This is a genomic window from Caballeronia sp. LZ028, from assembly GCF_031451415.1.
Classification (GTDB): domain Bacteria; phylum Pseudomonadota; class Gammaproteobacteria; order Burkholderiales; family Burkholderiaceae; genus Caballeronia; species Caballeronia zhejiangensis.
This window is the reverse complement of record NZ_JARUXN010000001.1, coordinates 881,266-905,275: the sequence shown is the minus strand read 5'-3', so window position 1 is coordinate 905,275 and position 24,010 is coordinate 881,266. Positions and strand designations below refer to the sequence as shown.

Genomic DNA, 24,010 nt, shown 5'->3' with positions numbered 1-24,010 from the left:
GGGAAGAATCTGAGAAAGCGGGCTAATGCGATAGATGACAAGAAAGCGAGAACGATTTGGCGAAGCACCCGTAATCCTGGAAAAGAAAAAAGCCGACTGTCTCGCGACAGTCGGCTCCCTTTCGAGCATCGGAAGGTTAAGTCTTCACTCACCCAAATACGCCGCCCTGACCTTCGGATCATCGAGCATGACCTTCGCGTCGCCGGACATCGTCACCGTGCCTGAATCCATCACGTAACCGCGATTCGCCGCCTGCAGCGCGAGACGCGCGTTCTGCTCCACGAGCAGCACCGTCAGCCCTTCCTTCGAGATTTCCCGCACGACTTCGAAGATCTTCTCGACCATGATCGGCGAGAGACCCATCGACGGTTCGTCGAGCAGCAAGAGCTTCGGGCGCGACAGCAGCGCGCGGGCCATCGCGAGCATCTGCTGTTCGCCACCCGACAGCGTGCCCGCGTACTGCGACGCACGTTCCTTCAGACGCGGAAAGAAGCCGAACATGCGCTCCGTGTCCTTCTGAATGCCGTCCGAATCGTTGCGCAGATACGCGCCCATCTGCATGTTCTCGAGAATCGACATGCGCGCGAAGATGCCGCGGCCTTCCGGCACCATCGCGAGGCCGCGCTTGAGCAGTTCGTGCGTCGGCACGCCCTTGATCGACTGGCCCATGTACTCGATATCGCCGCCCGAGTACGGCTTGAGGCCGGTGATGGCCTTCATCGTCGTCGTCTTGCCCGCGCCGTTCGCGCCGATCAGCGTAACCAGTTCGCCCTGCCCGACTTCGAGATCGACACCCTTCACCGCCTGGATGCCGCCGTAATTCACCTGCAGACCCTTGACCTTCAACATTGCGCTTGTGGTCGCCATTTAGTGCACCCCCGCACCCAGATATGCCTCGATCACCTTCGGGTCCTTCTGCACGTCCTGCGGCAGACCTTCGGCGATCACCTTGCCGTAATCGAGCACCGTCATGCGGTTGCACAATCCCATCACGAGTTTCACGTCGTGTTCGATCAGAAGAATCGTCTTGCCGTCCGCGCGGATCTTGTCGAGCAGACGCGTGAGCTCGACCTTCTCCGTCGCGTTCATGCCGGCGGCGGGTTCGTCGAGCGCGAGCAGCTTCGGATCGGTCGCCAACGCGCGCGCGATCTCCAGACGGCGCTGATGCCCGTACGACAGATTGCGCGACGTGTAATCCGCGTATTGCAGCACGCCGACGTATTCCAGCAGTTCGAGCGCGCGCTCCTTGATCTCGCGCTCTTCGCGGCGTTCGGCGGGCGTCTGGAACACCGCGCCGACCAGACCGTGCTTCGTGCGAACGTGACGTCCGACCATCACGTTCTCCAGCGCCGTCATGCCGCCGAAAAGACGAATGTTCTGGAACGTGCGCGCGATGCCCGCCTTCGCCACCTGATAAACCGCCGTCGGGGTGTACGCCTGGCCGTCGAGCTTGAACTCGCCCGAATCCGGCGTGTAGAGACCCGTGATCACGTTGAAGAACGTCGTCTTGCCTGCGCCGTTCGGGCCGATCAGACCGTAGATTTCGCCTTCCTTGATTTCGAGGCGTACGTCGGACAACGCCTGCAAGCCGCCGAAACGCTTGTTGACGCCCGTGACGGAAAGTCGTGTTTGCTTATCGCTCATCTTTCAATCCCCCGCCTTTAAGCACGCACCGGCTTCTTGCCGTTGCGCTTCGCGATCTTCGCGATCTTGTCTTCGTGTTTCGCGGCGGGCCACAGGCCTTCCGAGCGATACAGCATGATCAGCACCATCGCCAGACCGTACAGCAACTGGCGGATGACTTCGGTATCGACAAGCTGATGACCGAAGATGGCGTTCTGCAGCGGACCCATTGTCGTGCGCAGGAATTCGGGGAACACGGCGAGCAGCACCGCGCCGAGAATCACGCCCGGAATATGGCCCATGCCGCCCAGCACCACGCACGCCAGCACGACGATCGACTCCCAGAACGTGAACGATTCCGGCGACACGAAGCCCTGGAACGCACCGAACATCGCGCCCGACAGACCGCCGAACGACGCGCCCATCGCGAATGCGAGCAGCTTCACGTTGCGGGTGTTGATGCCCATCGCCTTCGCGGCGATTTCGTCTTCGCGGATAGCGGCCCACGCGCGGCCGATACGCGAATGCTGAAGGCGCGTACACACCCAGATCACGAACAGCGCGCACAGCACGAACAGGTAGTAGTACAGGTACACCGACGGGAATTTGAAGCCGAAGAACTCGTGCGTCTGCGCGAGGCTGTAGCCGCCGACGTGCACCGGATCGATACCCGTGATGCCCTTCGGACCGTTCGTGATGTTGACCGGACGATCGAGGTTGTTCATGAAGATCCGGACGATTTCCCCGAAGCCCAAGGTCACGATCGCGAGGTAGTCGCCGCGCAGACGCAGCGTCGGTGCGCCGAGCAGCACGCCGAAGGTCGCGGCGAGCGCCATCGCGATCGGCACGATGATGAGGAACGGCACATGCAATCCGTTCGGCGCGAGCGCCGCGATCCACTCGAACTGCGTCGACAGTTGCGGCGACGACAGCAACGCCGCCGTGTAAGCGCCGACCGCGTAGAACGCGATGTAGCCGAGGTCGAGCAGGCCGGCGAAGCCGACCACGACGTTGAGACCCAACGCGAGCATGACGTAGAGCATCGCGAAGTCGAGCACGCGGACCCAGTAGTTGCCGCCCGCTGCGCCGATGACCATCGGCGCGGCAATCACGAACACAGCGGTGAGAATGCCGATGACGAGCGTCTTCGTCATGTTCTTCTCGGGGATGAGCGTCGTGGACGGCTCAATCGGTTGAATCGAAGTCATTTTTTTGAGCTCCTCACACGTTCTTTAAGCGCGGTCCGCGACACGTTCGCCGAGCAGACCCGACGGACGGAACACGAGCACGATGATCAGCACGACGAAGGCGAAGACGTCCTGGTAGTTGGAACCGAAGACCCCGCCCGTCAGATTGCCGATGTAACCGGCGCCCAACTGTTCGATGAGACCGAGCAGCACGCCGCCCACCATCGCGCCGCCCAAGTTGCCGATGCCCCCCAGCACCGCCGCCGTGAACGCCTTCAGGCCAGGAATGAAGCCCATGTAGAAGTGCGCGTTGCCGTATTCCGACGCGATCATCACGCCCGCCAACGCAGCCAGCGCCGAGCCGATCATGAAGGTCGCGGAAATCACGAAGTTCGGGTTCACGCCCATCAGCGACGCGACGCCCGGGTTCTCGGCGATCGCGCGCATCGCGCGGCCGAGCTTGGTCTTGTGCACGAGGAGCAGCAGGCCGCCCATCACGAGGAACGCGACGACGATGATGACGATTTCGGTCATCGAGATCACCGCGCCCGGACGGGTTTCGTCGGCGGCGATCACGTTGATCGGATCGGTCGGCAGAAGCTGCGGGAAGGCGAGCGGATTGCGGCCCCAGATCATCATCGCGATGGTCTGCAAGAGGATCGAGACGCCGATCGCGGTAATCAGCGGCGCGAGACGCGGCGCCTTGCGCAGCGGCCGGTACGCGACGCGTTCGATGGTGTAACCGACGATCGCGCAGACGATCGCGGCGATAACGAGCGCGATCGTCAGCATGATCGGCCCGGGCAAGCCGGGCGCGTGATTCTGCATGACGCCGATGGCGGAGAGCGCGACCATTGCGCCGACCATCAGCACGTCGCCGTGCGCGAAGTTGATGATGCCGAGAATGCCGTACACCATCGTGTAACCCAACGCGATGATGGCGTAGACGCTGCCAAGCACCAGACCGTTGAGGATCTGCTGGATGAAAATATCCATTTAAAGCTCCTTAGCCCCGTGCGATTCGATAACGCCTTTATCACCGGCCGATAAACCGGTGTGAAGTGAAATCTGAAGCGGCACTGCGCGTACTTTTAAAAAACCGGTAAGGGTTGAGCGCCGATCGTCCGCCCGCGGCCGGATGAGGCTGCGAGCGGTTCACGGACGGATACGAAAACAGCGCCGCCGGATAGCTGGCGCCGCCAGACTGCCTACTGCTTGACGACGTCGAGTACGTCCTTCTTCTTGTCCTTGAAGTCGTACAGCGTGATGGTCCCCGCCTTCAGATCGCCCTTGTCGTCGAATGCGATATGCCCCGTCAGACCGTTGTAGTCGGTCGTGGCAATCGCAGCGAGCACCTTGGGCGCTTCGATGGAGTTCGCACGCTTCATTGCATCGACGATCACGTACATCGCGTCATACGTGAACGGCGCGTAAATCTGCACCGGCGTGTGAAAGCGCGCTTCGTACTTCTTCTCGAAGTCGGCTCCCTTGTCCATCTTCGAAAGCGCGAGCCCCGCCTCCGAGCAGACGATGTTCTGCACCGCGTCGCCCGCGAGCTCGGCCACCTTGTCGGTGCAGACGCCGTCGCCCGCCAGAATCTTCGCCTTGATGCCGAGCGCCGCCGCTTCCTTGGCGAACGGGCCGCCCGTCACGTCCATGCCGCCGTACATCACGACGTCCGGCTGGATGCGCTTGATCTTCGTGAGAATCGCTTTGAAGTTGCGCGCCTTCTCGGTCGTTGCTTCGCGCGCGGCGATCTTCACGCCGCCGGCCTGCGCGCTCTTCGTGAATTCGTCGGCGAGGCCGCGGCCGTAGGCACTCGCGTCGTCGACCACGACGATCTTCTTCGCGTGCAGCGTCTTCATCGCGTAGCCGGCGAGGACCGGGCCCTGCAACGCATCGGTCGCGACGACGCGAAACGTCGTCTTGTAGCCCTGCTTCGTGTACTCGGGATTCGTCGTCGACGGCGAAATCTGCGCGATGCCCGCATCGCTGTAGATCTTCGACGCCGGAATCGACACGCCCGAATTCATGTGGCCGATCACCGCAACCACGTGGTCATCGACGAGCTTCTGCGCGGCTTCGGTGCCGACGCGCGGATCGGCTGCATCGTCCTGGGCGTCGAGCTCGAGGCGGATGGAACGCCCGTCGATGGTCAAGCCTTGCGCGCTGATCTCCTCCAGTGCGAGACGCGCGCCGTTTTCGTTGTCCTTGCCGAGGTGAGCCTGCAGGCCCGTGAGGGGCGCCACATGACCGATCTTCACGACAGTTGCTTCGCTCGCGGGCGCTGGCGCCGGCGCGGACGCAACGGGCACGGCGGCGGAACTCGCTGCCGATGCCGCTGTGCTCGCCCCGCCTTCATCCTTCTTGCCGCATGCGGTTGCCATTGCAACCGCAGCCGCGATGGACACGGCGTGAGCAAACTTGAATCGCATCAAATAGGTCTCCTGCGCCTCTAAAAACTGTCGTCGTGAACCCTTCTGGCCTCAAGACGCGCGCATTGTAACGCTAAATATGAGACGAGCAATATTCTTGCGTGGCGGGGTTTTCCAGCATTGCAACCAGCATTTTCGAGCGATTTTCCGGCTAGAGCGCAACCGGGTTGCGATCCGCATTTGTGCAGCAGTTGCACCACAACGGGAACAGGTTTAATCGATCGGTTCCGACGGTTACGTTTGCTTATCGGATTTACGGGGAAACCCTGAAGGCTTTCGGCGAAATTGCTCGTCGCGGCGCGCGCCCCATATCGGTGCTTACGCTTGGTGTCATCTCTCGCGTGACGGTTCCGTTTCGATGGCGCCCGATGGGTTTCAAGCGCGAAAAAAAAGCGCCCGCAGGCGCTTTTTTAGAGGAAGGCCGCTAGTTACTGCGGCAGCGACAGTCCGCGCGGCAGCGGAAACGAGATCGTCTCTTCGATGCCTTCGAGCGAGCGCACGTTGCGCACGCCGAGTTCACGCAGACGCGCGATCACGGCCTGAGCCAGCACTTCCGGCGCCGATGCGCCCGCCGTCACGCCGATGCGCTTCTTGCCTTCCACCCACCGCGGATCGATCTGCGTCGGCGAATCGACCATATAAGAAGGGATGCCGCGCTTCTCAGCGACTTCGCGAAGACGGCTCGAATTCGAGCTGTTCGGGCTGCCGACGACGATCACGACGTCGCACTGCGGCGCGAGAAATTTCACCGCGTCCTGGCGATTTTGCGTCGCGTAGCAGATGTCCTGCTTCTTCGGCTCCTTGATCTCGGGATACTTGCTCTTGAGCGCGTCGATGATCGCGGAGGCATCGTCGACCGAAAGCGTCGTCTGCGTCACGTACGCGATGCGCTGCGGATCGGGCAGATCGAGCTTCAGCACGTCGTCGATATCCTCGACGAGATGCATGCCCTCGCCCGACTGGCCCATCGTGCCTTCGACTTCCGGATGACCCTTGTGGCCGATCATCACGATGTCGAAGCCTTCCTGACGCATCTTCGCGACTTCGATATGCACCTTGGTCACGAGCGGGCACGTTGCGTCGAACACGCGCAGGCCGCGCGCCTCCGCTTCGCTGCGCACCGCTTTCGAGACGCCGTGCGCGCTGAAGATCAGTGTCGCGCCTTCGGGCACGTCGGAAAGCTCTTCGATGAAAATCGCGCCCTTCTTGCGCAGATCGGCGACGACATATGCGTTATGCACGATCTCGTGGCGCACGTAGATGGGCGCGCCGAACAGTTTGATCGCACGCTCGACGATCTCGATCGCGCGATCGACGCCCGCGCAAAACCCGCGCGGCTGCGCGAGCAGGATTTCGACGTCGGTCTGAACTTCGTTGAGGCTTTCAATCATGGTTACAGAATCCCGATGATTTTCACTTCGAAGACGAGCGCCTGGCCCGCGAGCGGGTGATTGAAATCGAACAGTGCCGCCGTTTCGCCGACTTCCTTCAGCACGCCGGCGTAGCGTCCGCCGTTCGGCGCGTTGAATTCGACGAGATCGCCGGGAGAAAAATCCTCGCCGATCATGCTGTTTTCGCGCAGCGTCGCGAGCGACACCCACTGGACCAGTTCCGGATTGCGCGGCCCGAACGCCTGATCCGGCGTTAGCTGAAAGGTCGAATGGTGGCCGACCTTCAGTCCCAGCAAAATCTCTTCCAACGGTTCGGCGAGTTGCCCTGCGCCTAGCAGAAGCGTCGCGGGCTTGTCGGCGAACGTATTGACGATGTCAGCACCATCGGCAAGCGCGAGCCGGTAATGAAGCGTGACGTGCGAACCGGGTTTCACCTCGGAGATATCGATGATGCTCATGAGTATTGGATGTGGCCGTTCGTTTGAAGGCAGGGCGCAGGCCCCGCATGGGGCGGCTCTTCGGCGCGTGGCAGCGAACCGCACGGCGCCCGTGCGAACCGGACGCCAAAACCGCTATTGTAAGACAGAGTTGTGGCAGCACGCGTCACGCGGCTCAGTCCCGTGTGCGCTTGCCCGCACGCCACGCGGTCCGGGAGCACCGCGATGAGCGCCGATCTGCGGCTCGTGCCGCCGCTCGTCGCACCCGACGGCGACAGTTTGTCCGCGATCGCGCCTCTCCTGCCGATCCGCAAGTGGGCGCGCGCGGACCGGCCGCGCGAACGCCTGCTCGATACAGGCCCGGCGTCGCTGTCGGACGCGGAACTGTTCGCCTTGTTCCTGCGCACCGGCCTTCCGGGGGCCACGGCCGTCGATGTGGCGCGTCAGCTTCTGCTGCGTTTCGGGTCGCTGCGCGGCGTGCTGGACGCGTCGGCGGCGGAATTGCGCGAACTGCGCGGCATCGGGCCGGCGCGGGCGGCGACGCTCATCGCCGTATCGGAATTGTGCCGGCGCGCGCTCGCCGAGAAGGCGCGCGATCGCGAACTGCTGAACGCGCCGGGCGCGGTGGAAGACTATCTGCGGCTCTTGATCGGCACGCGGCCCTACGAGGTGTTCATCTCTCTGTATCTGGATGCGCGCCATCAGTTGCTGCATGTCGAGGAGTCGGCGCGCGGCTCGCTGACGCGCGTGGCCGTGTATCCGCGTGAGATCGTGCGGCGCGCGCTCACGCTGAACGCGGCGGGGCTCATCGTCGCGCATAATCATCCGTCGGGCGGCGTCGAGCCGAGCGCGAACGACCGGCGGCTCACCAAGACGCTGCAGGACGCGCTGACGCTCATCGACGTGCGGCTGCTCGATCACATCGTCGTGGCGGCGAACGAGGTCTTCTCGTTCGCGCGGCATGGCTGGCTGTGACGGCATAAAACGTTTGATATTGCAGCGTTTTTCCTGTTAGAATCCTCGTTTGCTTTTCTCAACCCGCCTGTTCTGAACGAATGCGGCCCTCATTGGCATAACCGTGCTGCCAAGTCCCCGATCGGCAAATTGGGCGATAAGAGGCATCGAAGCTGAAAGCGAGTGCTTTCGATTCGAGCGTTCGTCTCGGACTCAACGTGTATTAGGAGTGTCACCATGGCACGCGTATGCCAAGTAACTGGGAAAGGCCCGATGTCGGGCAACAACGTTTCCCACGCAAACAACAAGACCAAGCGTCGCTTCCTGCCGAACCTGCAGAATCGCCGTTTCTTCGTTGAAAGTGAAAATCGCTGGGTGCGTCTGCGCGTTTCGAACGCCGGCCTGCGCCTGATCGACAAGAACGGTATTGACGCCGTGCTCGCAGACCTGCGCGCACGCGGTGAAATCTAAGGAGCACGCACATGGCCAAGGGCGCACGCGACAAGATCAAGCTGGAATCGACCGCAGGCACGGGTCACTTCTACACGACGACCAAGAACAAGCGCAACATGCCGGAAAAGATGCTGATCAAGAAATTTGATCCGGTCGTCCGCAAGCACGTTGAGTACAAGGAAACCAAGATCAAGTAAGCCGCTTGATTTTTGAGTAGCCTGCACGAAGACAGCAGAAAGCCCCGCACCTCGCGGGGCTTTTTGTTTTCCGGCGCCGCTTTAACACGCTTTGCACACGATCGTGCGGGGGTTTTCGCTGTCACGGAATGTTCATGCGCGTTATGCTTGCCGGCTATCGACGAAGAACACGGACGGAGAACCGGCAGCATGAATTTCGATGTGGCGATCGTAGGAAGCGGCCTCGCGGGTCTGAGCGTCGCGCTCAATCTGGCCGAGACGCGGCGCGTCGCGATTCTCGCGAAGCGCGCGGCGAGCGTCGGCGCAAGCGATTGGGCGCAAGGCGGCATCGCGGCGGTGCTGGACTCCGCCGACAGCGTCGACAATCACGTCGACGATACGCTCGTCGCGGGCGGCGGACTGTGCGACGAAGCCGCGACGCGCTTCATCGTCGAAAACGGGCGCGCCGCGATCGAATGGCTCATCGACGAAGGCGTGCCCTTCACGCGCGATGTCTCCGCCGAACTCGGCTTCCATCTGACGCGCGAAGGCGGTCACAGTCATCGCCGCATCATCCACGCCGCCGACGCGACCGGCCACGCGGTGGTCACGACGCTTTCCGAACGCGTGCGCAACCATCCGAACATCACCGTCCTCGAAGATCACTACGCGATCGACCTGATCACGTCCGACCGTCTCGGGCTGCCCGGCCATCGCTGTCACGGCCTCTACGCGCTCGATCTGAACTCGGGCCGCACCGTGACGATCCAGGCGCCGCACACCGTTCTCGCGACAGGCGGCGCGGGCAAGGTCTATCTCTATACGACCAATCCCGACACCGCGACCGGCGACGGCATCGCAATGGCGTGGCGCGCGGGCTGCCGCGTCGCGAACATGGAGTTCATCCAGTTCCATCCGACGTGCCTCTTCCATCCGTATGCGAAGTCGTTTCTGATCTCCGAAGCGGTGCGCGGCGAAGGCGGCGTGCTGCGTCTGCCGGACGGCACGCGGTTCATGCCCGCGCACGACGAGCGCGCCGAGCTCGCGCCGCGCGATATCGTCGCGCGCGCGATCGACTTCGAGATCAAGAAGCGTGGCATCGATTGCGTGTATCTCGACATCAGCCACCAGCCGCGCGCGTTTCTCGAAGAGCACTTTCCGACGATCCTCGCGCGCTGCGCCGAATTCGGCATCGATATCGCGAAGGAGCCGATTCCCGTCGTGCCCGCCGCCCATTACACCTGCGGCGGCGTCGTCACGGACCTCGCGGGGCGCACGGATCGTCCGGGGCTGTATGCGGTTGGCGAGACGTCGTACACGGGTCTGCACGGCGCGAACCGGCTCGCGAGCAATTCCCTGCTGGAATGCCTCGTGATCGGGCGCGCGGCGGCGCAGGCGATTGAAGCGGACGGCTTCTCGAATGGTTGTCACGCCCAACTGCCCGACTGGGACGAAAGCCGCGTGTCCGATCCGGACGAGGAAGTCGTCGTCGCGCACAATTGGGACGAGCTGCGCCGCCTGATGTGGAATTACGTCGGCATCGTGCGCACGGACAAGCGCCTTGCGCGCGCGCAACATCGCATCGCGCTGCTGCGCGACGAGATTCACGAGTACTACGCCAACTTCAAGGTGAGCCGCGATCTGCTGGAACTGCGCAATCTCGTCGATGTGGCGTCGCTGATCGTCGAAAGCGCGTGCTCGCGCCGCGAGAGCCGCGGCCTGCACTACAGCCGCGACTGGCCCGCGACCTTGCCGAAAGCGCTGCCGACGGTGCTGATGCCGCCGGCCGCGCGCCGCACGAGCCTTTAGAGCAGACGCATCGAGAAATCGGTCGCGCGCAGGTCTTTTGTGAGCGCGCCGATGGAAATGCGATCGACGCCCGTGTCCGCGATCGCGCGCACCGTGTCGAAGTTCACGCCACCCGACACTTCGAGCAACGCGCGCCCGGCCGTGATGCGCACCGCGTCGCGCATCATGTCGAGCGTGAAGTTGTCGAGCAGGATCGATTCGGCCCGATGTGCGAGCGCCGTCTCGAGTTGCTCCAGCGTTTCGACCTCGATCTGAATCGGCACGCCCGCCTTCAGCGCGAGCGCCGCATCCATCGCCGCGCCGACGCCGCCCGCCGCTGCGATATGGTTTTCCTTGATGAGAATGCCGTCGTAGAGCGCGAGGCGCTGATTCGCGCCGCCGCCGACGCGCACCGCGTATTTCTGCGCGAGCCGCAAGCCCGGCAGCGTCTTGCGTGTGTCCAGAATCCGTGCGCGCGCGCCTTCGATCGCGTCGACATAGCGGCGCGTGGCGGTCGCGACGCCCGACAGCAATTGCAGGAAGTTGAGGCCGTTGCGCTCCGCCGTCAGAAGCGAGCGCGCCGGGCCGTGCAGCAGTACGACCGTGGAGTTGGCCGCCATGCGATCGCCTTCGCGATACTGCCATTCGACTTCGATCGTCGGATCGACGCGGCGCATGACTTCGTCGAACCAGGGCGCGCCGCACAGCACCGCTTCCTCGCGCACGATGATGCGCGCGGTGCGGCGGGCGTCGGCGGGCACGAGGCGCCCGGTGTGATCGCCCGTGCCGACGTCTTCTTCGAGCGCATCGACGACATTGCGTGCGAGCGCATCGTCGAATGCTTCGCCGTATTGCTTGCGGACTTCCTCGAAAATCGCCGGATACGTCATCACGCGGCTCCCACGTTCGAAAACAGCGTTCCGTCCTTGGCGAGATCGCCGCTCGCCTGCACGCGTTTCTTGTGACGCGCCGCGAAGTCGAGCATGCGATCGATCGGCACGCGCGCGCGCTGCCCGATGGCCGGATCGACGTGAATCTCGTTGTGACCGCGTTCGAGCACGTCGGCGAGATTGGCGAGACCGTTCATCGCCATCCACGGACAGTGCGCGCAGCTCTTGCAGGTCGCGCTGTTCCCGGCGGTCGGCGCTTCGATGAAAATCTTGCCGGGCGCGGCGAGCCGCATCTTGTGCAGGATGCCGAGGTCCGTCGCGACGATGAAGCGCTTCGCGTCCAGCTTCACCGCGGCGTCGATGAGTTGCGTGGTCGAGCCGACGACATCCGCGAGCGCGACGACGCCTTCCGGCGATTCCGGGTGCACGAGGATTTTCGCGTCGGGATATTCGTTGCGCAGCAGGTCGAGCTCGATGCCCTTGAATTCGTCGTGGACGAGACACGAACCTTGCCACAGCAGCATGTCCGCGCCGGTCTTCTTCTGGATGTAGCTGCCGAGGTGACGATCCGGCGCCCACAGGATTTTTTCGCCGCGCGCGTGTAGATCGGCGACGATTTCAAGCCCGATCGACGATGTGACCATCCAGTCCGCGCGCGCCTTCACGGCCGCGCTCGTGTTCGCGTACACGACGACCGTGCGGTCCGGATGCGCGTCGCAGAATGCTGAGAATTCGTCGGCCGGGCAGCCGAGGTCGAGCGAGCAGGTCGCGTCGAGGTCGGGCATCAGCACGCGTTTGTCCGGACTCAGAATCTTGGCCGTCTCGCCCATGAAGCGCACGCCCGCGACGACCAGCGTTTTCGCAGCATGATCGCGGCCGAAACGCGCCATTTCGAGCGAGTCGGCAACGCAGCCGCCGGTTTCGTCGGCGAGTTCCTGGAGCTCAGCGTCGACATAATAGTGCGCGACGAGCACGGCTTCTTCGCGCTTGAGCAACGCGCGAATGCGCTCCTTCAACTCGCGCTTCCGTTCGGCCGACGGTGCGTCCGGCACGCGCGCCCACGCTTCGCCCACTCCACACGTCAGGCCTTGCGGCCGGTCGTACTCGACGCTCCTGATCGCTTCCATGTCCCTGTCCCCTGCTCCGTGCCAACAACGTAACGCAAGAATCGACTGCACAAAAACAAAGACCCCGCCAGAGCGGGGTCTTGTGACGTCCTCAAATTTTAACGGATATCGCGCGTCAGGCGTAGCGGCGCAGACGCAACGCGAAGTCCTGCAGCGCCTTGATGCCGCTTTCTTCCGCGCGATGGCACCAGTCCTGCAATTGCGTGACGAGTTGCTCGCGCGATGCGTTGGAGCGATCCCACATCGCCGACAGATCCTTGCGCAGCTCGATGAACGTGCGCAGCTTCTGATTATCCGAAGTCAGCTCCGGCAGTTGCTTCAACTGCGGCTCGTTCAGGCCGTCTTCTTCCTTGTGGAACCACTTGCGCGCACCGCGCATCAACTGATACTTCTCGCGCGCGCCGGCCTCCTTCAGCTTCGCCAGTTCCTGCGCGTAGGCGTGCTTGAGCGCCTTGCCGTAGCGCGCCATCACTTCGTAGCGGTTGGCGAGCACGGCCTGCAGCGTGTCCTGATCGACGACGGCCTTGCTGGCGGCGAGCTTCGGCGTCGGCGCGACCTTCTTGACCTTCGCGAGGCCGACCATCGACATCATGCGGATGTACAGCCAGCCGATGTCGAACTCGTACCACTTGCTCGACAGCTTCGCGGACGTCGCGAACGTGTGATGGTTGTTATGCAGTTCTTCGCCGCCGATCAGAATGCCGAGCGGGAAGATGTTCGTCGATGCATCCGACGAATTGAAGTTGCGGTAGCCCCACCAGTGCGCGAGACCGTTGACGACGCCCGCCGCCCAGAACGGGATCCAGATCATCTGCACGGCCCAGACCGACAGACCGACGATGCCGAACAGCGCCACGTCGATGACCATCATGATGCTGATGCCCAGGATCGGATAACGCGTGTAGACGTTGCGTTCCATCCAGTCGTTCGGCGTGCCGTGACTGAACTTGCGCATGGTTTCTTCGTTTTTCGCTTCCGCGCGATAAAGCTCCGCGCCTTCGAGCAGCACCTTCCAGATGCCGCGCGTCTGCGGGCTGTGCGGATCTTCTTCGGTTTCGCACTTCGCGTGGTGCTTGCGGTGGATCGCCGCCCACTGGCCGGTCAACATGCCGGTGGTCATCCACAGCCAGAAACGGAAGAAGTGGCTCGCGACCGGATGCAGATCCAGCGCGCGATGCGCCTGGCAACGGTGCAGGTAAATCGTGACGCCGGCGATCGTGACGTGAGTCATCGCAAGCGTGAACAGCAGAATCTGCCACCAGGAGAAGTCCAGCAATCCGTTGGCGAGAAATTCAAGGGAAGAATTCAGCAAGGCAGTTACCTGTGTAGCTGTGAAATTCGGGAAAAATGGCCGGTCGAACAGACTTCGAACAACGCGTTGGGCACATGAAAGGAACGTGCGCAAGTTCGATCGCATTCTACTGCATGCGTTCCAAGTCTTTGTCCTAAAGGTGAAATTTTTTGAATCGTACCAAAACGAGGAAAAACTCACGCCCCGAATTGGTGTTGATTCCGACGCCAAATCGAAAGATTGGTTCTGACGATCAGCGATCAGGCGGCAGGCGCAGCGCTTTCACCGCCGCTTCCGGCATTAAGTACCGATTCGCCGCCCGGGCGGGGCACGCCATCGATAATCCTTATCTCGCGCTGAGCGTACGGGATTTCAATGCCATGCTCGCAGAATAACCGCCAAACCGCCCGATTTACGTGCGACTTTACGCCGCCTGTACCTTTGGCGGCCTCTTCGATCCAGAAGCTCAGTTCGAGGTTGATTCCGTCCGCGCCGAAGCTCGCAAGCAGCGCCGCGGGCGCCGGGTCCTGCAACACGCGCTCGACGCCCTGCGTTGCTTCGACGAGCAACTGCATCGCGCGTTCGACGTCGCAGCGATAGCTCACCTGCACCGCGATCTTCGCGTTGCCGCGCGTGAGAAACGACGAATGGTTCTGCACCACGTCCGTGATGAGCTTTTCGTTCGGAATCAGCGTTTCGATGCCGTCGAGGCCCCGCACCATCGTGTATCGGGTGCGAATCTGCGTGACCGTGCCCTGATTTCCGCTGACATTGATCATGTCACCGAGCCGCAAGGAGCGGTCCAGCAGAATGATGAAGCCCGATACGTAATTGCTCGCGATCTTCTGCAAGCCGAAGCCCAGCCCGACGCCGAGCGCGCCGCCGAACACGCCGAGCACCGTGATGTCGATGCCGACGATCGACAAGCTCACCAGAATGGCGGCGAGGATCATCAGCGCCCGGCCGACGCGCGCGAGCACCACTTTGAGATTCGCGTCGAGCGAGCGGGCGCGCATCAGGCGGTCGTCGAGCAGCGCGCCCGCCCACATCGCGACGATCAGCGTCACGCACACCCACAGCACGCCCGAGGCGAGCGAGAGCAGCGTCATGTGCGCGTTCGCGAAGTTGAAGCGCACGCTCGCCATCCAGTGGACGACGTCGTCCTGAATGCCCATGACGGTGAGCACCATCGTCACCCAGACGATCACGGTGACGAGTTTCTCGAACAGATACAGCAGCGCGTTCGCCTCGTGCTCCGTCTGGCCGCGGCTGAACACGCGCCGCGCGACGTAGAGCATCGTGTAGATGACGGTGATGCCGCACAGCGGCACGAGCGCGAGCCGCAACAGCGACGTATGGATGAACGGCGCGAGCACGACCTGCGCGATCGACACGAAAACCGTGCCGAGCAACGGAAACAGCGCCTTGTTTAGACTTTCCGCGCCGAAGCGCACGGCTTCGAAACGCGACTGGCGGCGCGCATCGAGCTTCTTGCGAAGCAGACGCGCGCACCACCACGCCACTACGAGCAGGCCGACGAGCGCGGCCACCTGCCAGATCACTTCCGGCTCGCCGAAATCGCGGAAGAGCCGCGCGGAGAGTTCGTTCAGGAAGTGGTTCTGCATTGCTTACGCGGTTTCTTCGGCCGCTTTGGGCGCTTTTGCGGCGTCCGGCACGCGCTCCAGCACCGCCGCGAAGAAGCCGTCGGTGCCGTGCTTGTGCGGCCACAGCGACAGGAATTCGCCCGTATCGAGGTCGATGCGCTGTTCCGCCAGCACGTCGCGCGCGGGCACGACGCGGAAGTTCGGATGCGTCTCGAGAAACTGCTTCACGACGTCTTCGTTCTCCGCTTCGAGCATCGAGCAGGTCGCATAGACGAGACGGCCGCCGGTCTTCACGAGGCGCGCGGCGCTCGACAGGATCGAGAGCTGCTTGGGCGTGAGTTCCGCGACGGTCGCGGGCGACTGGCGCCACTTCAGATCCGGATTGCGACGCAGCGTGCCGAGGCCCGAGCACGGCGCATCGACGAGCACGCGGTCGATCTTGCCCGCGAGACGCTTGATCTTCGCGTCGTGCTCGCTGTCGATCAGCACCGGATTCACGTTCGACAGACCGCTGCGCGCAAGCCGCGGCTTGAGCTTCGCGAGCCGGCGATCGGACACGTCGAAGGCGTAGAGACGGCCGGTCGAGCGCATCATCGCGCCGAGGGCGAGCGTCTTGCCGCCCGCGCCCGCGCAGAAATCGACGATCATTTCGCCGCGGCGCGGGGCCATCAGCGAGCAGAGCAACTGGCTACCCTCGTCCTGCACTTCGATCCAGCCTTCCTGGAACGGCGCGAGACGCGTGAGCGCCGGCTTGCCGTCCACGCGGATGCCGAACGGCGCGAACGGCATTTCGCCGGCGTCGATGCCCGCTTCGGTCAGCGCCTTCAGCACGACCTTGCGATCCGCCTTGATCGGATTCGAGCGCAGATCGAGCGGCGCGGGATAGTTCAGCGCGGCGGCGAGCTGCGCGAGTTCCTCCGGCTCGAAGCGCTTGCCCATCGCGTCGTAGATCCACTGCGGCAGGTTGGTCCGCACGCGCACCGGCAAGCTCGCCGGATCGATCTTCGAGACTTGCGAGAGCCATTGATACTCATCGGCCGAGACGAACGGCTTCAGCGCGGAGAGCCCGGCCGTCTGCATCAGCCCGAGCAGCGCCAGACGGCGCGCCTGGTTGCCGCTGCCGCTTTCCGCGAGATGCGAAAACTCCATCTTCCGGCGCAGCACCGCGAAAACCGCCTCGGCGATCACGCCGCGCTCGCCGTGCCCGAGCTTCGGATGCGCGCGGAAAAAGCGGCTCGTCGCGGCATCGGCGGGGCCGGAAAAGCGGAGCACGTCCGCAAGCAGCGTTTCGGTTTGTCCGATCAGAAATCCATGCAGCCTCATACGCCCTCCCCGGCAATGTCGGCAAAGAGCCATTGCGGCTCAGACGGCGTGAGCGCGACGCGCTCCCCTTCGATAGAAAGACGCCCTTCGATAAACCAGCGCACCGCGCGCGGATAGATGTCGTGCTCGACCTTGAGCACGCGCGCGGCGAGCGCGGCGGCATCGTCGCCGGCGACGACCGGCACCGCGCCTTGCGCGACGATCGGCCCGTGATCGAGCGTCGGCGTCACGAAATGCACGCTTGCGCCGTGCACGCGCACGCCGGCGTCGAGCGCCTGCTGATGCGTACGCAAGCCCGGAAAACACGGCAGCAGCGACGGATGAATGTTGAGCATGCGCCCGGCATATTTCCCGACGAAGGCGTCGGTCAGCACGCGCATGAAGCCGGCCAATACGACGAGATCGGGCTCGAAGCGATCGATTTCACGCGCGAGCGCGGCATCGAACGATTCGCGACCGTCGAACTGACGATGATCCACCACGTTCGTTTCGATGCCGTTCGCGGCCGCGAAGCCTAGCCCGGCGGCATCGGGCCGGTTGGAAATGACCGCGCAGACGCGAGCCGGCCAGCCTTCGCGCGCGCATGCACGCACGACGGCCTCCATGTTGCTCCCGCGTCCGGAGATCAGAATGACGATTTTTTTCATCCGCGGATTTTATCATTCGAAGGGTGCGAAAATCGTGCCATACGGGTTCGGTCAGGCATCGCGCCGGGGCGCTCGCGCCCGTCCTCCTTGCGAGCGTTTATAATCTAACGCTTTGCAGCATCAGCCCCTCCCACCGACCATCGCCTATCGTGAGAGTCTTTCGCGGCCTCCCCAATGCCGAAAGCCGGGCGCCCTGCGCACTGACCATCGGCAATTTCGACGGTGTCCATCGCGGCCACCAGGCGCTGCTCGCGCACGTGCGGGCAGCCGCCGACGCGCGCGGCCTGCCGGTCTGCGTGATGACTTTCGAGCCGCATCCGCGCGAGTTCTTCAATCCGGCGGGCGCGCCGCCGCGCATCGCGATGCTGCGCGACAAGCTCGAAGCGCTGCGCACCAACGGCGTCGATCGCGTGGTGGTCGAGCATTTCAACAAGACGTTCGCGGGACAATCGCCGGATACGTTCGTGAAGAACGTCATCGTCGATGGCCTGCACGCGCGCTGGGTCATGGTCGGCGACGACTTCTGCTACGGCGCGAAACGCGCGGGCAATTTCGAGTCGTTGAAAGCCGCCGGCGAGAAATACGGCTTCGAAGTCGAGCAGATGGCAACGGTCGCGCATCCGAACGGCACGCGCATATCGTCGTCGTCGGTGCGGGCGTCGCTCGTCGCGGGCGATCTCGACGCGGCGCAAGTCGCGCTCGGGCGCCCGTATGTCATCAGCGGTCACGTCGTGCACGGCGCGAAGCTCGGACGCGATCTCGGCTTTCCCACGCTGAATCTGCCGATCGCGCACAAGCGGCCGGCGCTCGCGGGCATCTTCGTCGTGCGCGTGCACGGCCTCGCCGATGAACCGCTGCCCGCCGTCGCGAGCCTCGGCCTGCGCCCGACCGTCGACGATTCCGGCCGCGTGCTGCTCGAAGTGTTCGTGCTCGACTGGCACGGCGACGCCTACGGCAAGCTCGTGCGCGTCGAATTCCTGAAAAAGCTGCGCGACGAGGAAAAGTACGTCGACCTCGAAACGCTCGGCCGCGCCATCGCGAAAGACGTCGACAACGCGCGCGCGTACTTCGGCCTGCCGCCCGCGAGCAACGCCGGCAGCCGCGCGACGGGCTTCGCCATCTCGGCGACCGACCGAATTAGGTGAGCGTGCGGCGCGTTCTTGTGCCGTCCGCTGCCCCGCTTCCGAATCACCGCGCGCTAAAAGACGAGCGCCGTCTCACCGAATTCACTGAGTCACCCATGAGCGACAAGAAAGAAAAAGCCTCCTCGAAGTATCCCGTCAACCTGCTCGACACGCCCTTCCCGATGCGCGGCGACCTGCCCAAGCGCGAACCCGCGTGGGTCAAGGAGTGGCAGGACAACAAGATCTACGAGAAGATCCGCGCGGCGTCGAAGGGCCGCAAGAAGTTCATCCTGCACGACGGCCCGCCGTATGCGAACGGCGACATCCACCTCGGTCACGCCGTCAACAAGATCCTGAAGGACATGATCGTCAAGGCGCGCAATCTCGCGGGCTTCGACGCGGTCTACGTGCCGGGCTGGGACTGCCACGGCATGCCGATCGAAATCCAGATCGAAAAGCAGTTCGGCAAGACGCTGCCCGCCATCGAAGTGATGCGGAAGGCGCGCGCGTATGCGGGCGAGCAGATCGAAAAACAGAAGGTCGGCTTCCGGCGCCTGGGCGTGCTCGGCGACTGGGACAATCCGTACAAGACGATGAACTTCGCCAACGAAGCGGGCGAGATCCGCGCGCTCGGCAAGATCATGGAGAAGGGCTTCGTGTTCCGCGGCCTGAAGCCGGTAAACTGGTGCTTCGACTGCGGCTCGGCGCTGGCCGAAGCGGAAGTCGAATACAAGGACAAGACCGATCCGACCATCGACGTCATGTTCGCGTTCGCCGAACCGGAGAAGACCGCGCAGGCGTTCGGCCTGCCCGCGCTGCCGAAGACGGAAGGCGGCATCGTCATCTGGACGACGACGCCCTGGACCATTCCCGCGAACCAGGCGCTGAACGTGCATCCGGAGATCGTCTACGCGCTCGTCGATACGCCGCGCGGTCTCCTGATCCTCGCGCAGGAGCGCGTCGAAGCGTGCCTGCAGAACTACGGCCTGACGGGCGAAGTCATCGCGACGACGACCGGCGAAAAGCTCGCGAACCTGCGCTTCCACCATCCGCTCGCGGCAGCGCATCCGGGCTACAAGCGCACGGCGCCGGTCTATCTCGGCGATTACGTGACGACGGAAAGCGGCACGGGCATCGTGCATTCGTCGCCGGCGTATGGCGTGGAAGACTTCGTGTCGTGCAAGGCGCACGGCATGCCGGACTCGGACATCATCAACCCGGTGATGGGCGATGGCCGCTATATCGAATCGTTGCCGCTGTTCGGCGGGCTGTCGATCTGGAAGGCGAATCCGCAGATCGTCGAAGCGCTCGAAGGCGCGGGATCGCTGCTCAAGAGCGAAAAGTACACGCACAGCTACATGCACTGCTGGCGCCACAAGACGCCGATCATCTATCGCGCGACCTCGCAATGGTTCGCCGGCATGGACGTGAAGCCGAAGGACGGCGGCCGCACGCTGCGCGAGATCGCGCTGGAAGGCGTCGAGAACACGGCGTTTTATCCGTCATGGGGCAAGCAGCGTCTTTACAGCATGATCGCGAATCGCCCGGACTGGACGCTTTCGCGTCAGCGTCAGTGGGGCGTGCCGATGGCGTTCTTCGTGCACAAGGAAACCGGCGAGCTGCATCCGCGCACACTGGAGTTGCTGGAAGAAGTGGCGAAGCGTGTGGAGGAAGGCGGCATCGAAACGTGGCAATCGCTCGATCCGCGCGAGCTGATCGGCGACGAAGCCAACATGTACGAGAAGAACCGCGACACGCTCGACGTGTGGTTCGATTCCGGCACGACGCACTGGCACGTGCTGCGCGGCTCGCACAAGGATTCGCTGCAGTTTCCGGCCGATCTCTATCTCGAAGGCTCGGACCAGCATCGCGGCTGGTTCCATTCGTCGCTGCTCACTGCGTCGATGCTCGACGGCCGCGCGCCCTACGACGCGCTGCTCACGCACGGCTTCACCGTCGATGGCGAAGGCCGCAAGATGTCGAAGTCGCTCGGCAACGGCATCGATCCGCACGAAGTGTCCAATCGCCTTGGCGCGGAAATCATCCGTTTGTGGATCGCATCGACGGACTATTCGGGCGAGCTCGCGATCTCCGAGGAAATCCTGAAGCGCGTGACGGAGACGTATCGCCGTATCCGCAACACGCTGCGCTTCCTGCTCGCGAATCTGTCGGACTTCGATTTCGACAAGAACGCGCTGCCGGTTCAGGACTGGCTCGAAATCGATCGATACGCCATCGCGCTCACGCGCAATCTGCAGGACGACGCCCTCGCGCACTACGAGAAGTACGAATTCCATCCGGTCGTCGCGAAGATCGCGACATTCTGCTCGGAAGACCTCGGCGGCTTCTATCTCGACGTGCTGAAGGATCGCCTCTACACCACGAAGCCCGATTCGCGCGAGCGCCGCAGCGCGCAAACCGCGCTGTTCCATATCGCGCACGGCTTGTTGCGTCTCGTCGCGCCGTATCTGTCGTTCACGGCCGAAGAAGCGTACAAGGTGCTCAAGCCCGGTCAGGAAACGATCTTCACGGAAGTCTTCGCGACGTATCCGGAGATCGCGAACGGCGGCGATCTGCTCGACAAGTGGACGCTCATCCGCAGCGCGCGCGGCGACGTCACCAAGGCGCTCGAAGAAGCGCGCACGGCCAATCAGATCGGTTCGTCGCTGCAGGCGGAAGTCGTGGTTCGTGCGAGCGGCGCGCGTTACGACGCACTCGCGAGTCTCGGCGATGCATTGCGCTTCGTGCTGATCACGTCGTCGGCGCAAGTCGAAAAGGTGGCGAGCGAAGCAGAAGAAGGCGTCGATGTCGCCGCGTCGAGCTACATGAAGTGCGAGCGCTGCTGGCACTATTGCGCCGATGTCGGCTCGCACCCGGAACATCCGGGCCTCTGCGGCCGCTGCTTCTCCAATCTCTTCGGCGCAGGCGAAACGCGAGGCGCGGCATAAATGGCTCGAACGATGGCAAAGCAAACTTCCGTTAGAACCGCGAGCAGCGGTTCGCTCGCGCCGTGGCTCGGCGTCGCGCTGATCGTCATTCTGTTCGACCAGTTGACGAAGATCGCCGTGCAGCGCGTGTTCGCCTATGGCGATCCGCATGCGCTCACGCCCTTTTTCAATCTGCTGCTCGTCTACAACCGCGGCGCGGCGTTCAGCTTCCTCGCGATGGCGGGCGGCTGGCAGCGCTGGGCGTTCACGGCGTTGGGCGTCGTCGCGGCGATCGTGATTTGCTATCTGCTCAAGCGCCATTCGGGGCAGCGCATGTTCTGCACGGCGTTGTCGCTCATCATGGGCGGTGCGATCGGCAATGTCATCGACCGGATTGCGTACGGGCACGTCATCGACTTTCTGGATTTTCATGTGAACGCGTGGCACTGGCCGGCGTTCAACCTCGCCGATAGCGCGATCACCGTCGGCGCGGTCCTGCTGATTTTCGACGAACTGCGGCGCGTGCGCGGTTCACGTTGATATTCACGACGCGGCTCCTCTCACGGAGCCGTGTTCTTTTGCGATGGAGGCAAGTTGGAACTCGCGGGCAAACATCTCGTTTTAGGACTGACCGGCGGCATCGCCTGCTACAAGATCGCCGAACTGACGCGCCTGCTCGTCAAGGCCGGCGCAACCGTGCAGATCGTGATGACCGAAGCGGCCACGCAGTTCATCACGCCCGTCACGATGCAGGCGCTGTCGGGCCGTCCCGTGTACACGTCGCAGTGGGATGCGCGCATGCCGAACAACATGCCGCACATCGATCTTTCGCGCGAAGCGGATGCGATCGTCATCGCGCCCGCCTCGACCGACTTCATGGCGAAGCTCGCGCATGGCATGTGCGACGACCTGCTTTCGACGCTGTGCATCGCGCGCGATTGCCCGCTGCTCGTCGTGCCCGCGATGAACCGCCAGATGTGGCAAAGCCCGCCGACGCAGCGCAATGTCAGTCAGCTTCGCGCCGATGGCGTCGAAGTGCTCGGTCCGGATTCGGGCTCGCAGGCGTGCGGCGAAGTCGGCGACGGCCGCATGATCGAGCCCGAAGCCGCGTTCGAAGCGATCTGCGCGTTCTTTCAGCCGAAGATTCTGCGCGGCCAGCGCGTGCTGATTACCGCCGGTCCGACCTTCGAGCCGCTCGATCCGGTCCGCGGCATCACCAATCGTTCGTCGGGCAAGATGGGCTTCGCGCTCGCACGCGCGGCGGCGCAGGCGGGCGCGGACGTGCATCTCGTCGCCGGTCCGGTTTCCCTGCCGACGCCGTGGGGCGTGTATCGCGAAGACGTGCAGACCGCGCAGGAAATGCACGATGCGGTGATGGCCGCGACCCCTGACACCGACATCTTCATCGCGGTCGCCGCGGTGGCGGACTGGCGCGTCGATCACGTCAGCGAGCAGAAGATCAAAAAGACCGCCGACGCGTTGCCGACGTTCAACTTCATCGAGAATCCGGACATTCTCGCGTCGGTGGCGAAGCTGCCGAATCCGCCTTTTTGCGTCGGCTTTGCGGCGGAAAGCGGCAATCTCGAGGTTCATGGCGATGAGAAACGCAAGCGCAAGAACGTGCCGCTGCTGATCGGCAATATCGGACAGCTCACGTTCGGACGCGACGACAACGAAGTCGTGCTGTTCGAAGAAAGCGGCACGACACCGCTGCCGCGCGCCGGCAAGCAGGAACTCGCGCGCACGCTGATCGCGGAGATCGCAAAACGCGCGCCGAAGACCGGCGGCACGCTGTTGTCGTGACCGAACTCGACGCCGCGCGCACGCGCTCCTATCGACTTCCCGCCGATGCTTTCGAGCTCGGTCATTCCATTCAATAACGCCTCGATCCATGAAACTCGACGTCAAGATTCTCGATGCGCGCATGCGCGACTTCATGCCCGCCTACGCCACGCCCGGCAGCGCGGGCCTCGATCTGCGCGCGTGCCTCGATGCGCCGCTCGTCATCGAGCCGCATCAGACCGTGCTCGTGCCGACCGGCCTCGCCATTCATCTCGCCGATCCCGGCTATGCCGCGATGATCCTTCCGCGCTCGGGTCTGGGTCACAAGCATGGCATCGTTCTCGGCAATCTCGTTGGGCTGATCGATTCGGATTATCAAGGCCAACTGATGGTTTCGACGTGGAATCGCGGCGACACCGCGTTCACGCTGAACCCGATGGAGCGTCTCGCACAGATGGTGATCGTGCCGGTCGTGCAGGCGCAGTTCAATATCGTCGATGATTTCGAAGCGAGCGAGCGCGGGCTTGGTGGATTTGGAAGTACCGGGAAACACTGAAAGCGAATACACTCGCGCTGGGACGAGACATAGATCGTCCCACTGATCAGTTCCATTACCGATGAAACGCGGATTATCTTTTAGATAATCCGCGTTTTTGTTTAACGATCCAAAATATCGAACTTTCAAATAGGAAAATTCTCGCAATCAAATCGCTTTCGCGTATTACAAACCTTCACAGTTATTTTGACATTACAAACCTATAACTCCCTACAGCAAAAGAACGCGCGGACTATCTCCATCAACATAACTGCAGCTATCTCGGCGCGTTGCTCGAGACAGCATCGAGTTCATC

Annotated in this window: 22 protein-coding genes; 9 read left to right on the top strand and 13 right to left on the bottom strand. The window is 63.1% G+C overall.

Annotated features, from left to right (window positions below; genetic code table 11):
• Positions 1 to 144 precede the first annotated feature (144 nt).
• The 7 genes from QCE58_RS04240 to QCE58_RS04210 all read right to left on the bottom strand — a co-directional run bounded on the left by QCE58_RS04240 (position 145) and on the right by QCE58_RS04210 (position 7,094).
• A complete protein-coding gene (locus tag QCE58_RS04240; RefSeq protein ID WP_008351154.1) occupies positions 145 to 849 on the bottom strand; it encodes an ABC transporter ATP-binding protein in 705 nt (234 codons plus the stop codon).
• A gap of 18 nt (positions 850 to 867) precedes the next feature.
• The gene (locus QCE58_RS04235; protein WP_008351156.1) at positions 868 to 1,644 is read right to left on the bottom strand and encodes an ABC transporter ATP-binding protein; all 777 of its coding nucleotides are present in this window, start codon (positions 1,642 to 1,644) and stop codon (positions 868 to 870) included.
• Positions 1,645 to 1,661: 17 nt separating this feature from the next.
• Positions 1,662 to 2,831 (bottom strand): ABC transporter permease subunit, encoded by a 1,170-nt coding sequence (locus tag QCE58_RS04230; RefSeq protein ID WP_008351157.1) that lies wholly within the window; start codon positions 2,829 to 2,831, stop codon positions 1,662 to 1,664.
• A 24-nt stretch (positions 2,832 to 2,855) separates the two neighbouring features.
• A complete protein-coding gene (locus QCE58_RS04225) occupies positions 2,856 to 3,806 on the bottom strand; it encodes a branched-chain amino acid ABC transporter permease (protein ID WP_008351160.1) in 951 nt (316 codons plus the stop codon).
• A 212-nt stretch (positions 3,807 to 4,018) separates the two neighbouring features.
• Positions 4,019 to 5,245, bottom strand: coding sequence for a branched-chain amino acid ABC transporter substrate-binding protein (locus QCE58_RS04220; protein WP_008351162.1), 1,227 nt, complete (start codon positions 5,243 to 5,245; stop codon positions 4,019 to 4,021).
• A 428-nt stretch (positions 5,246 to 5,673) separates the two neighbouring features.
• Positions 5,674 to 6,636 carry a 4-hydroxy-3-methylbut-2-enyl diphosphate reductase gene (ispH, locus tag QCE58_RS04215; RefSeq protein ID WP_008351164.1) on the bottom strand — a complete coding sequence of 321 codons (963 nt, stop codon included), beginning with the start codon at positions 6,634 to 6,636 and terminating at the stop codon, positions 5,674 to 5,676.
• Positions 6,637 to 6,638: 2 nt separating this feature from the next.
• The gene (locus QCE58_RS04210) at positions 6,639 to 7,094 is read right to left on the bottom strand and encodes a peptidylprolyl isomerase (RefSeq protein WP_008351167.1); all 456 of its coding nucleotides are present in this window, start codon (positions 7,092 to 7,094) and stop codon (positions 6,639 to 6,641) included.
• A gap of 204 nt (positions 7,095 to 7,298) precedes the next feature.
• On the opposite strand from QCE58_RS04210, the gene radC reads away from it, so the two are divergent.
• The 4 genes from radC to nadB all read left to right on the top strand — a co-directional run bounded on the left by radC (position 7,299) and on the right by nadB (position 10,465).
• A complete protein-coding gene (radC, locus tag QCE58_RS04205; RefSeq protein WP_008351169.1) occupies positions 7,299 to 8,048 on the top strand; it encodes a RadC family protein in 750 nt (249 codons plus the stop codon).
• Positions 8,049 to 8,264: 216 nt separating this feature from the next.
• Positions 8,265 to 8,498, top strand: coding sequence for a 50S ribosomal protein L28 (gene rpmB / locus QCE58_RS04200; protein ID WP_008351171.1), 234 nt, complete (start codon positions 8,265 to 8,267; stop codon positions 8,496 to 8,498).
• An 11-nt stretch (positions 8,499 to 8,509) separates the two neighbouring features.
• A complete protein-coding gene (gene rpmG / locus QCE58_RS04195; RefSeq protein WP_007180630.1) occupies positions 8,510 to 8,677 on the top strand; it encodes a 50S ribosomal protein L33 in 168 nt (55 codons plus the stop codon).
• A 189-nt stretch (positions 8,678 to 8,866) separates the two neighbouring features.
• Positions 8,867 to 10,465 carry an L-aspartate oxidase gene (nadB, locus tag QCE58_RS04190; protein ID WP_008351184.1) on the top strand — a complete coding sequence of 533 codons (1,599 nt, stop codon included), beginning with the start codon at positions 8,867 to 8,869 and terminating at the stop codon, positions 10,463 to 10,465.
• Here nadB and nadC read toward each other — a convergent pair.
• The 6 genes from nadC to purN form a co-directional block, all read right to left on the bottom strand.
• A complete protein-coding gene (gene nadC / locus QCE58_RS04185; protein ID WP_008351185.1) occupies positions 10,462 to 11,334 on the bottom strand; it encodes a carboxylating nicotinate-nucleotide diphosphorylase in 873 nt (290 codons plus the stop codon). The two genes, nadB and nadC, sit on opposite strands and share 4 nt — an antisense overlap.
• Positions 11,334 to 12,461 carry a quinolinate synthase NadA gene (gene nadA, locus QCE58_RS04180; RefSeq protein WP_034472958.1) on the bottom strand — a complete coding sequence of 376 codons (1,128 nt, stop codon included), beginning with the start codon at positions 12,459 to 12,461 and terminating at the stop codon, positions 11,334 to 11,336. The genes nadC and nadA overlap by 1 nt, the downstream gene beginning before the upstream one ends.
• A 115-nt stretch (positions 12,462 to 12,576) precedes the next feature.
• Complete coding sequence (locus tag QCE58_RS04175; RefSeq protein ID WP_008351187.1) at positions 12,577 to 13,773, bottom strand: acyl-CoA desaturase; 1,197 nt, start codon at positions 13,771 to 13,773, stop codon at positions 12,577 to 12,579.
• Between the two features lie 239 nt (positions 13,774 to 14,012).
• Complete coding sequence (locus QCE58_RS04170) at positions 14,013 to 15,377, bottom strand: mechanosensitive ion channel family protein (protein WP_250520956.1); 1,365 nt, start codon at positions 15,375 to 15,377, stop codon at positions 14,013 to 14,015.
• Positions 15,378 to 15,380: 3 nt separating this feature from the next.
• Complete coding sequence (locus QCE58_RS04165; protein WP_008351189.1) at positions 15,381 to 16,679, bottom strand: RsmB/NOP family class I SAM-dependent RNA methyltransferase; 1,299 nt, start codon at positions 16,677 to 16,679, stop codon at positions 15,381 to 15,383.
• Positions 16,676 to 17,326 (bottom strand): phosphoribosylglycinamide formyltransferase, encoded by a 651-nt coding sequence (purN, locus tag QCE58_RS04160; RefSeq protein ID WP_244807745.1) that lies wholly within the window; start codon positions 17,324 to 17,326, stop codon positions 16,676 to 16,678. Before purN ends, QCE58_RS04165 begins: the two co-directional genes overlap by 4 nt.
• Positions 17,327 to 17,475: 149 nt before the next feature.
• Between purN and QCE58_RS04155 the strand changes: the two genes are divergently transcribed.
• From QCE58_RS04155 to dut, 5 genes are all read left to right on the top strand, one after another.
• Positions 17,476 to 18,471 (top strand): bifunctional riboflavin kinase/FAD synthetase, encoded by a 996-nt coding sequence (locus QCE58_RS04155; RefSeq protein WP_008351191.1) that lies wholly within the window; start codon positions 17,476 to 17,478, stop codon positions 18,469 to 18,471.
• A 95-nt stretch (positions 18,472 to 18,566) separates the two neighbouring features.
• Positions 18,567 to 21,398 (top strand): isoleucine--tRNA ligase, encoded by a 2,832-nt coding sequence (gene ileS, locus QCE58_RS04150; RefSeq protein ID WP_008351192.1) that lies wholly within the window; start codon positions 18,567 to 18,569, stop codon positions 21,396 to 21,398.
• Positions 21,399 to 21,917, top strand: a complete 519-nt coding sequence (lspA, locus tag QCE58_RS04145; protein WP_033537118.1) for a signal peptidase II — start codon at positions 21,399 to 21,401, stop codon at positions 21,915 to 21,917.
• Positions 21,918 to 21,971: 54 nt separating this feature from the next.
• Positions 21,972 to 23,180, top strand: a complete 1,209-nt coding sequence (gene coaBC / locus QCE58_RS04140; protein ID WP_034472998.1) for a bifunctional phosphopantothenoylcysteine decarboxylase/phosphopantothenate--cysteine ligase CoaBC — start codon at positions 21,972 to 21,974, stop codon at positions 23,178 to 23,180.
• 88 nt (positions 23,181 to 23,268) lie between these two features.
• Complete coding sequence (gene dut, locus QCE58_RS04135; protein WP_008351195.1) at positions 23,269 to 23,715, top strand: dUTP diphosphatase; 447 nt, start codon at positions 23,269 to 23,271, stop codon at positions 23,713 to 23,715.
• Positions 23,716 to 24,010: the final 295 nt, after the last annotated feature.

Bases quoted from the DNA above. Each gene is read 5' to 3' on its own strand.
- QCE58_RS04240 (WP_008351154.1), bottom strand. From the start codon at position 849: ATGTTGAAGGTCAAGGGTCTGCAGGTGAATTACGGCGGCATCCAGGCG.
- QCE58_RS04235 (WP_008351156.1), bottom strand. From the start codon at position 1,644: ATGAGCGATAAGCAAACACGACTTTCCGTCACGGGCGTCAACAAGCGT.
- QCE58_RS04230 (WP_008351157.1), bottom strand. From the start codon at position 2,831: ATGACTTCGATTCAACCGATTGAGCCGTCCACGACGCTCATCCCCGAG.
- QCE58_RS04225 (WP_008351160.1), bottom strand. From the start codon at position 3,806: ATGGATATTTTCATCCAGCAGATCCTCAACGGTCTGGTGCTTGGCAGC.
- QCE58_RS04220 (WP_008351162.1), bottom strand. From the start codon at position 5,245: ATGCGATTCAAGTTTGCTCACGCCGTGTCCATCGCGGCTGCGGTTGCA.
- ispH (WP_008351164.1), bottom strand. From the start codon at position 6,636: ATGATTGAAAGCCTCAACGAAGTTCAGACCGACGTCGAAATCCTGCTC.
- QCE58_RS04210 (WP_008351167.1), bottom strand. From the start codon at position 7,094: ATGAGCATCATCGATATCTCCGAGGTGAAACCCGGTTCGCACGTCACG.
- radC (WP_008351169.1), top strand. From the start codon at position 7,299: ATGAGCGCCGATCTGCGGCTCGTGCCGCCGCTCGTCGCACCCGACGGC.
- rpmB (WP_008351171.1), top strand. From the start codon at position 8,265: ATGGCACGCGTATGCCAAGTAACTGGGAAAGGCCCGATGTCGGGCAAC.
- rpmG (WP_007180630.1), top strand. From the start codon at position 8,510: ATGGCCAAGGGCGCACGCGACAAGATCAAGCTGGAATCGACCGCAGGC.
- nadB (WP_008351184.1), top strand. From the start codon at position 8,867: ATGAATTTCGATGTGGCGATCGTAGGAAGCGGCCTCGCGGGTCTGAGC.
- nadC (WP_008351185.1), bottom strand. From the start codon at position 11,334: ATGACGTATCCGGCGATTTTCGAGGAAGTCCGCAAGCAATACGGCGAA.
- nadA (WP_034472958.1), bottom strand. From the start codon at position 12,461: ATGGAAGCGATCAGGAGCGTCGAGTACGACCGGCCGCAAGGCCTGACG.
- QCE58_RS04170 (WP_250520956.1), bottom strand. From the start codon at position 15,377: ATGCAGAACCACTTCCTGAACGAACTCTCCGCGCGGCTCTTCCGCGAT.
- QCE58_RS04165 (WP_008351189.1), bottom strand. From the start codon at position 16,679: ATGAGGCTGCATGGATTTCTGATCGGACAAACCGAAACGCTGCTTGCG.
- purN (WP_244807745.1), bottom strand. From the start codon at position 17,326: ATGAAAAAAATCGTCATTCTGATCTCCGGACGCGGGAGCAACATGGAG.
- ileS (WP_008351192.1), top strand. From the start codon at position 18,567: ATGAGCGACAAGAAAGAAAAAGCCTCCTCGAAGTATCCCGTCAACCTG.
- lspA (WP_033537118.1), top strand. From the start codon at position 21,399: ATGGCTCGAACGATGGCAAAGCAAACTTCCGTTAGAACCGCGAGCAGC.
- dut (WP_008351195.1), top strand. From the start codon at position 23,269: ATGAAACTCGACGTCAAGATTCTCGATGCGCGCATGCGCGACTTCATG.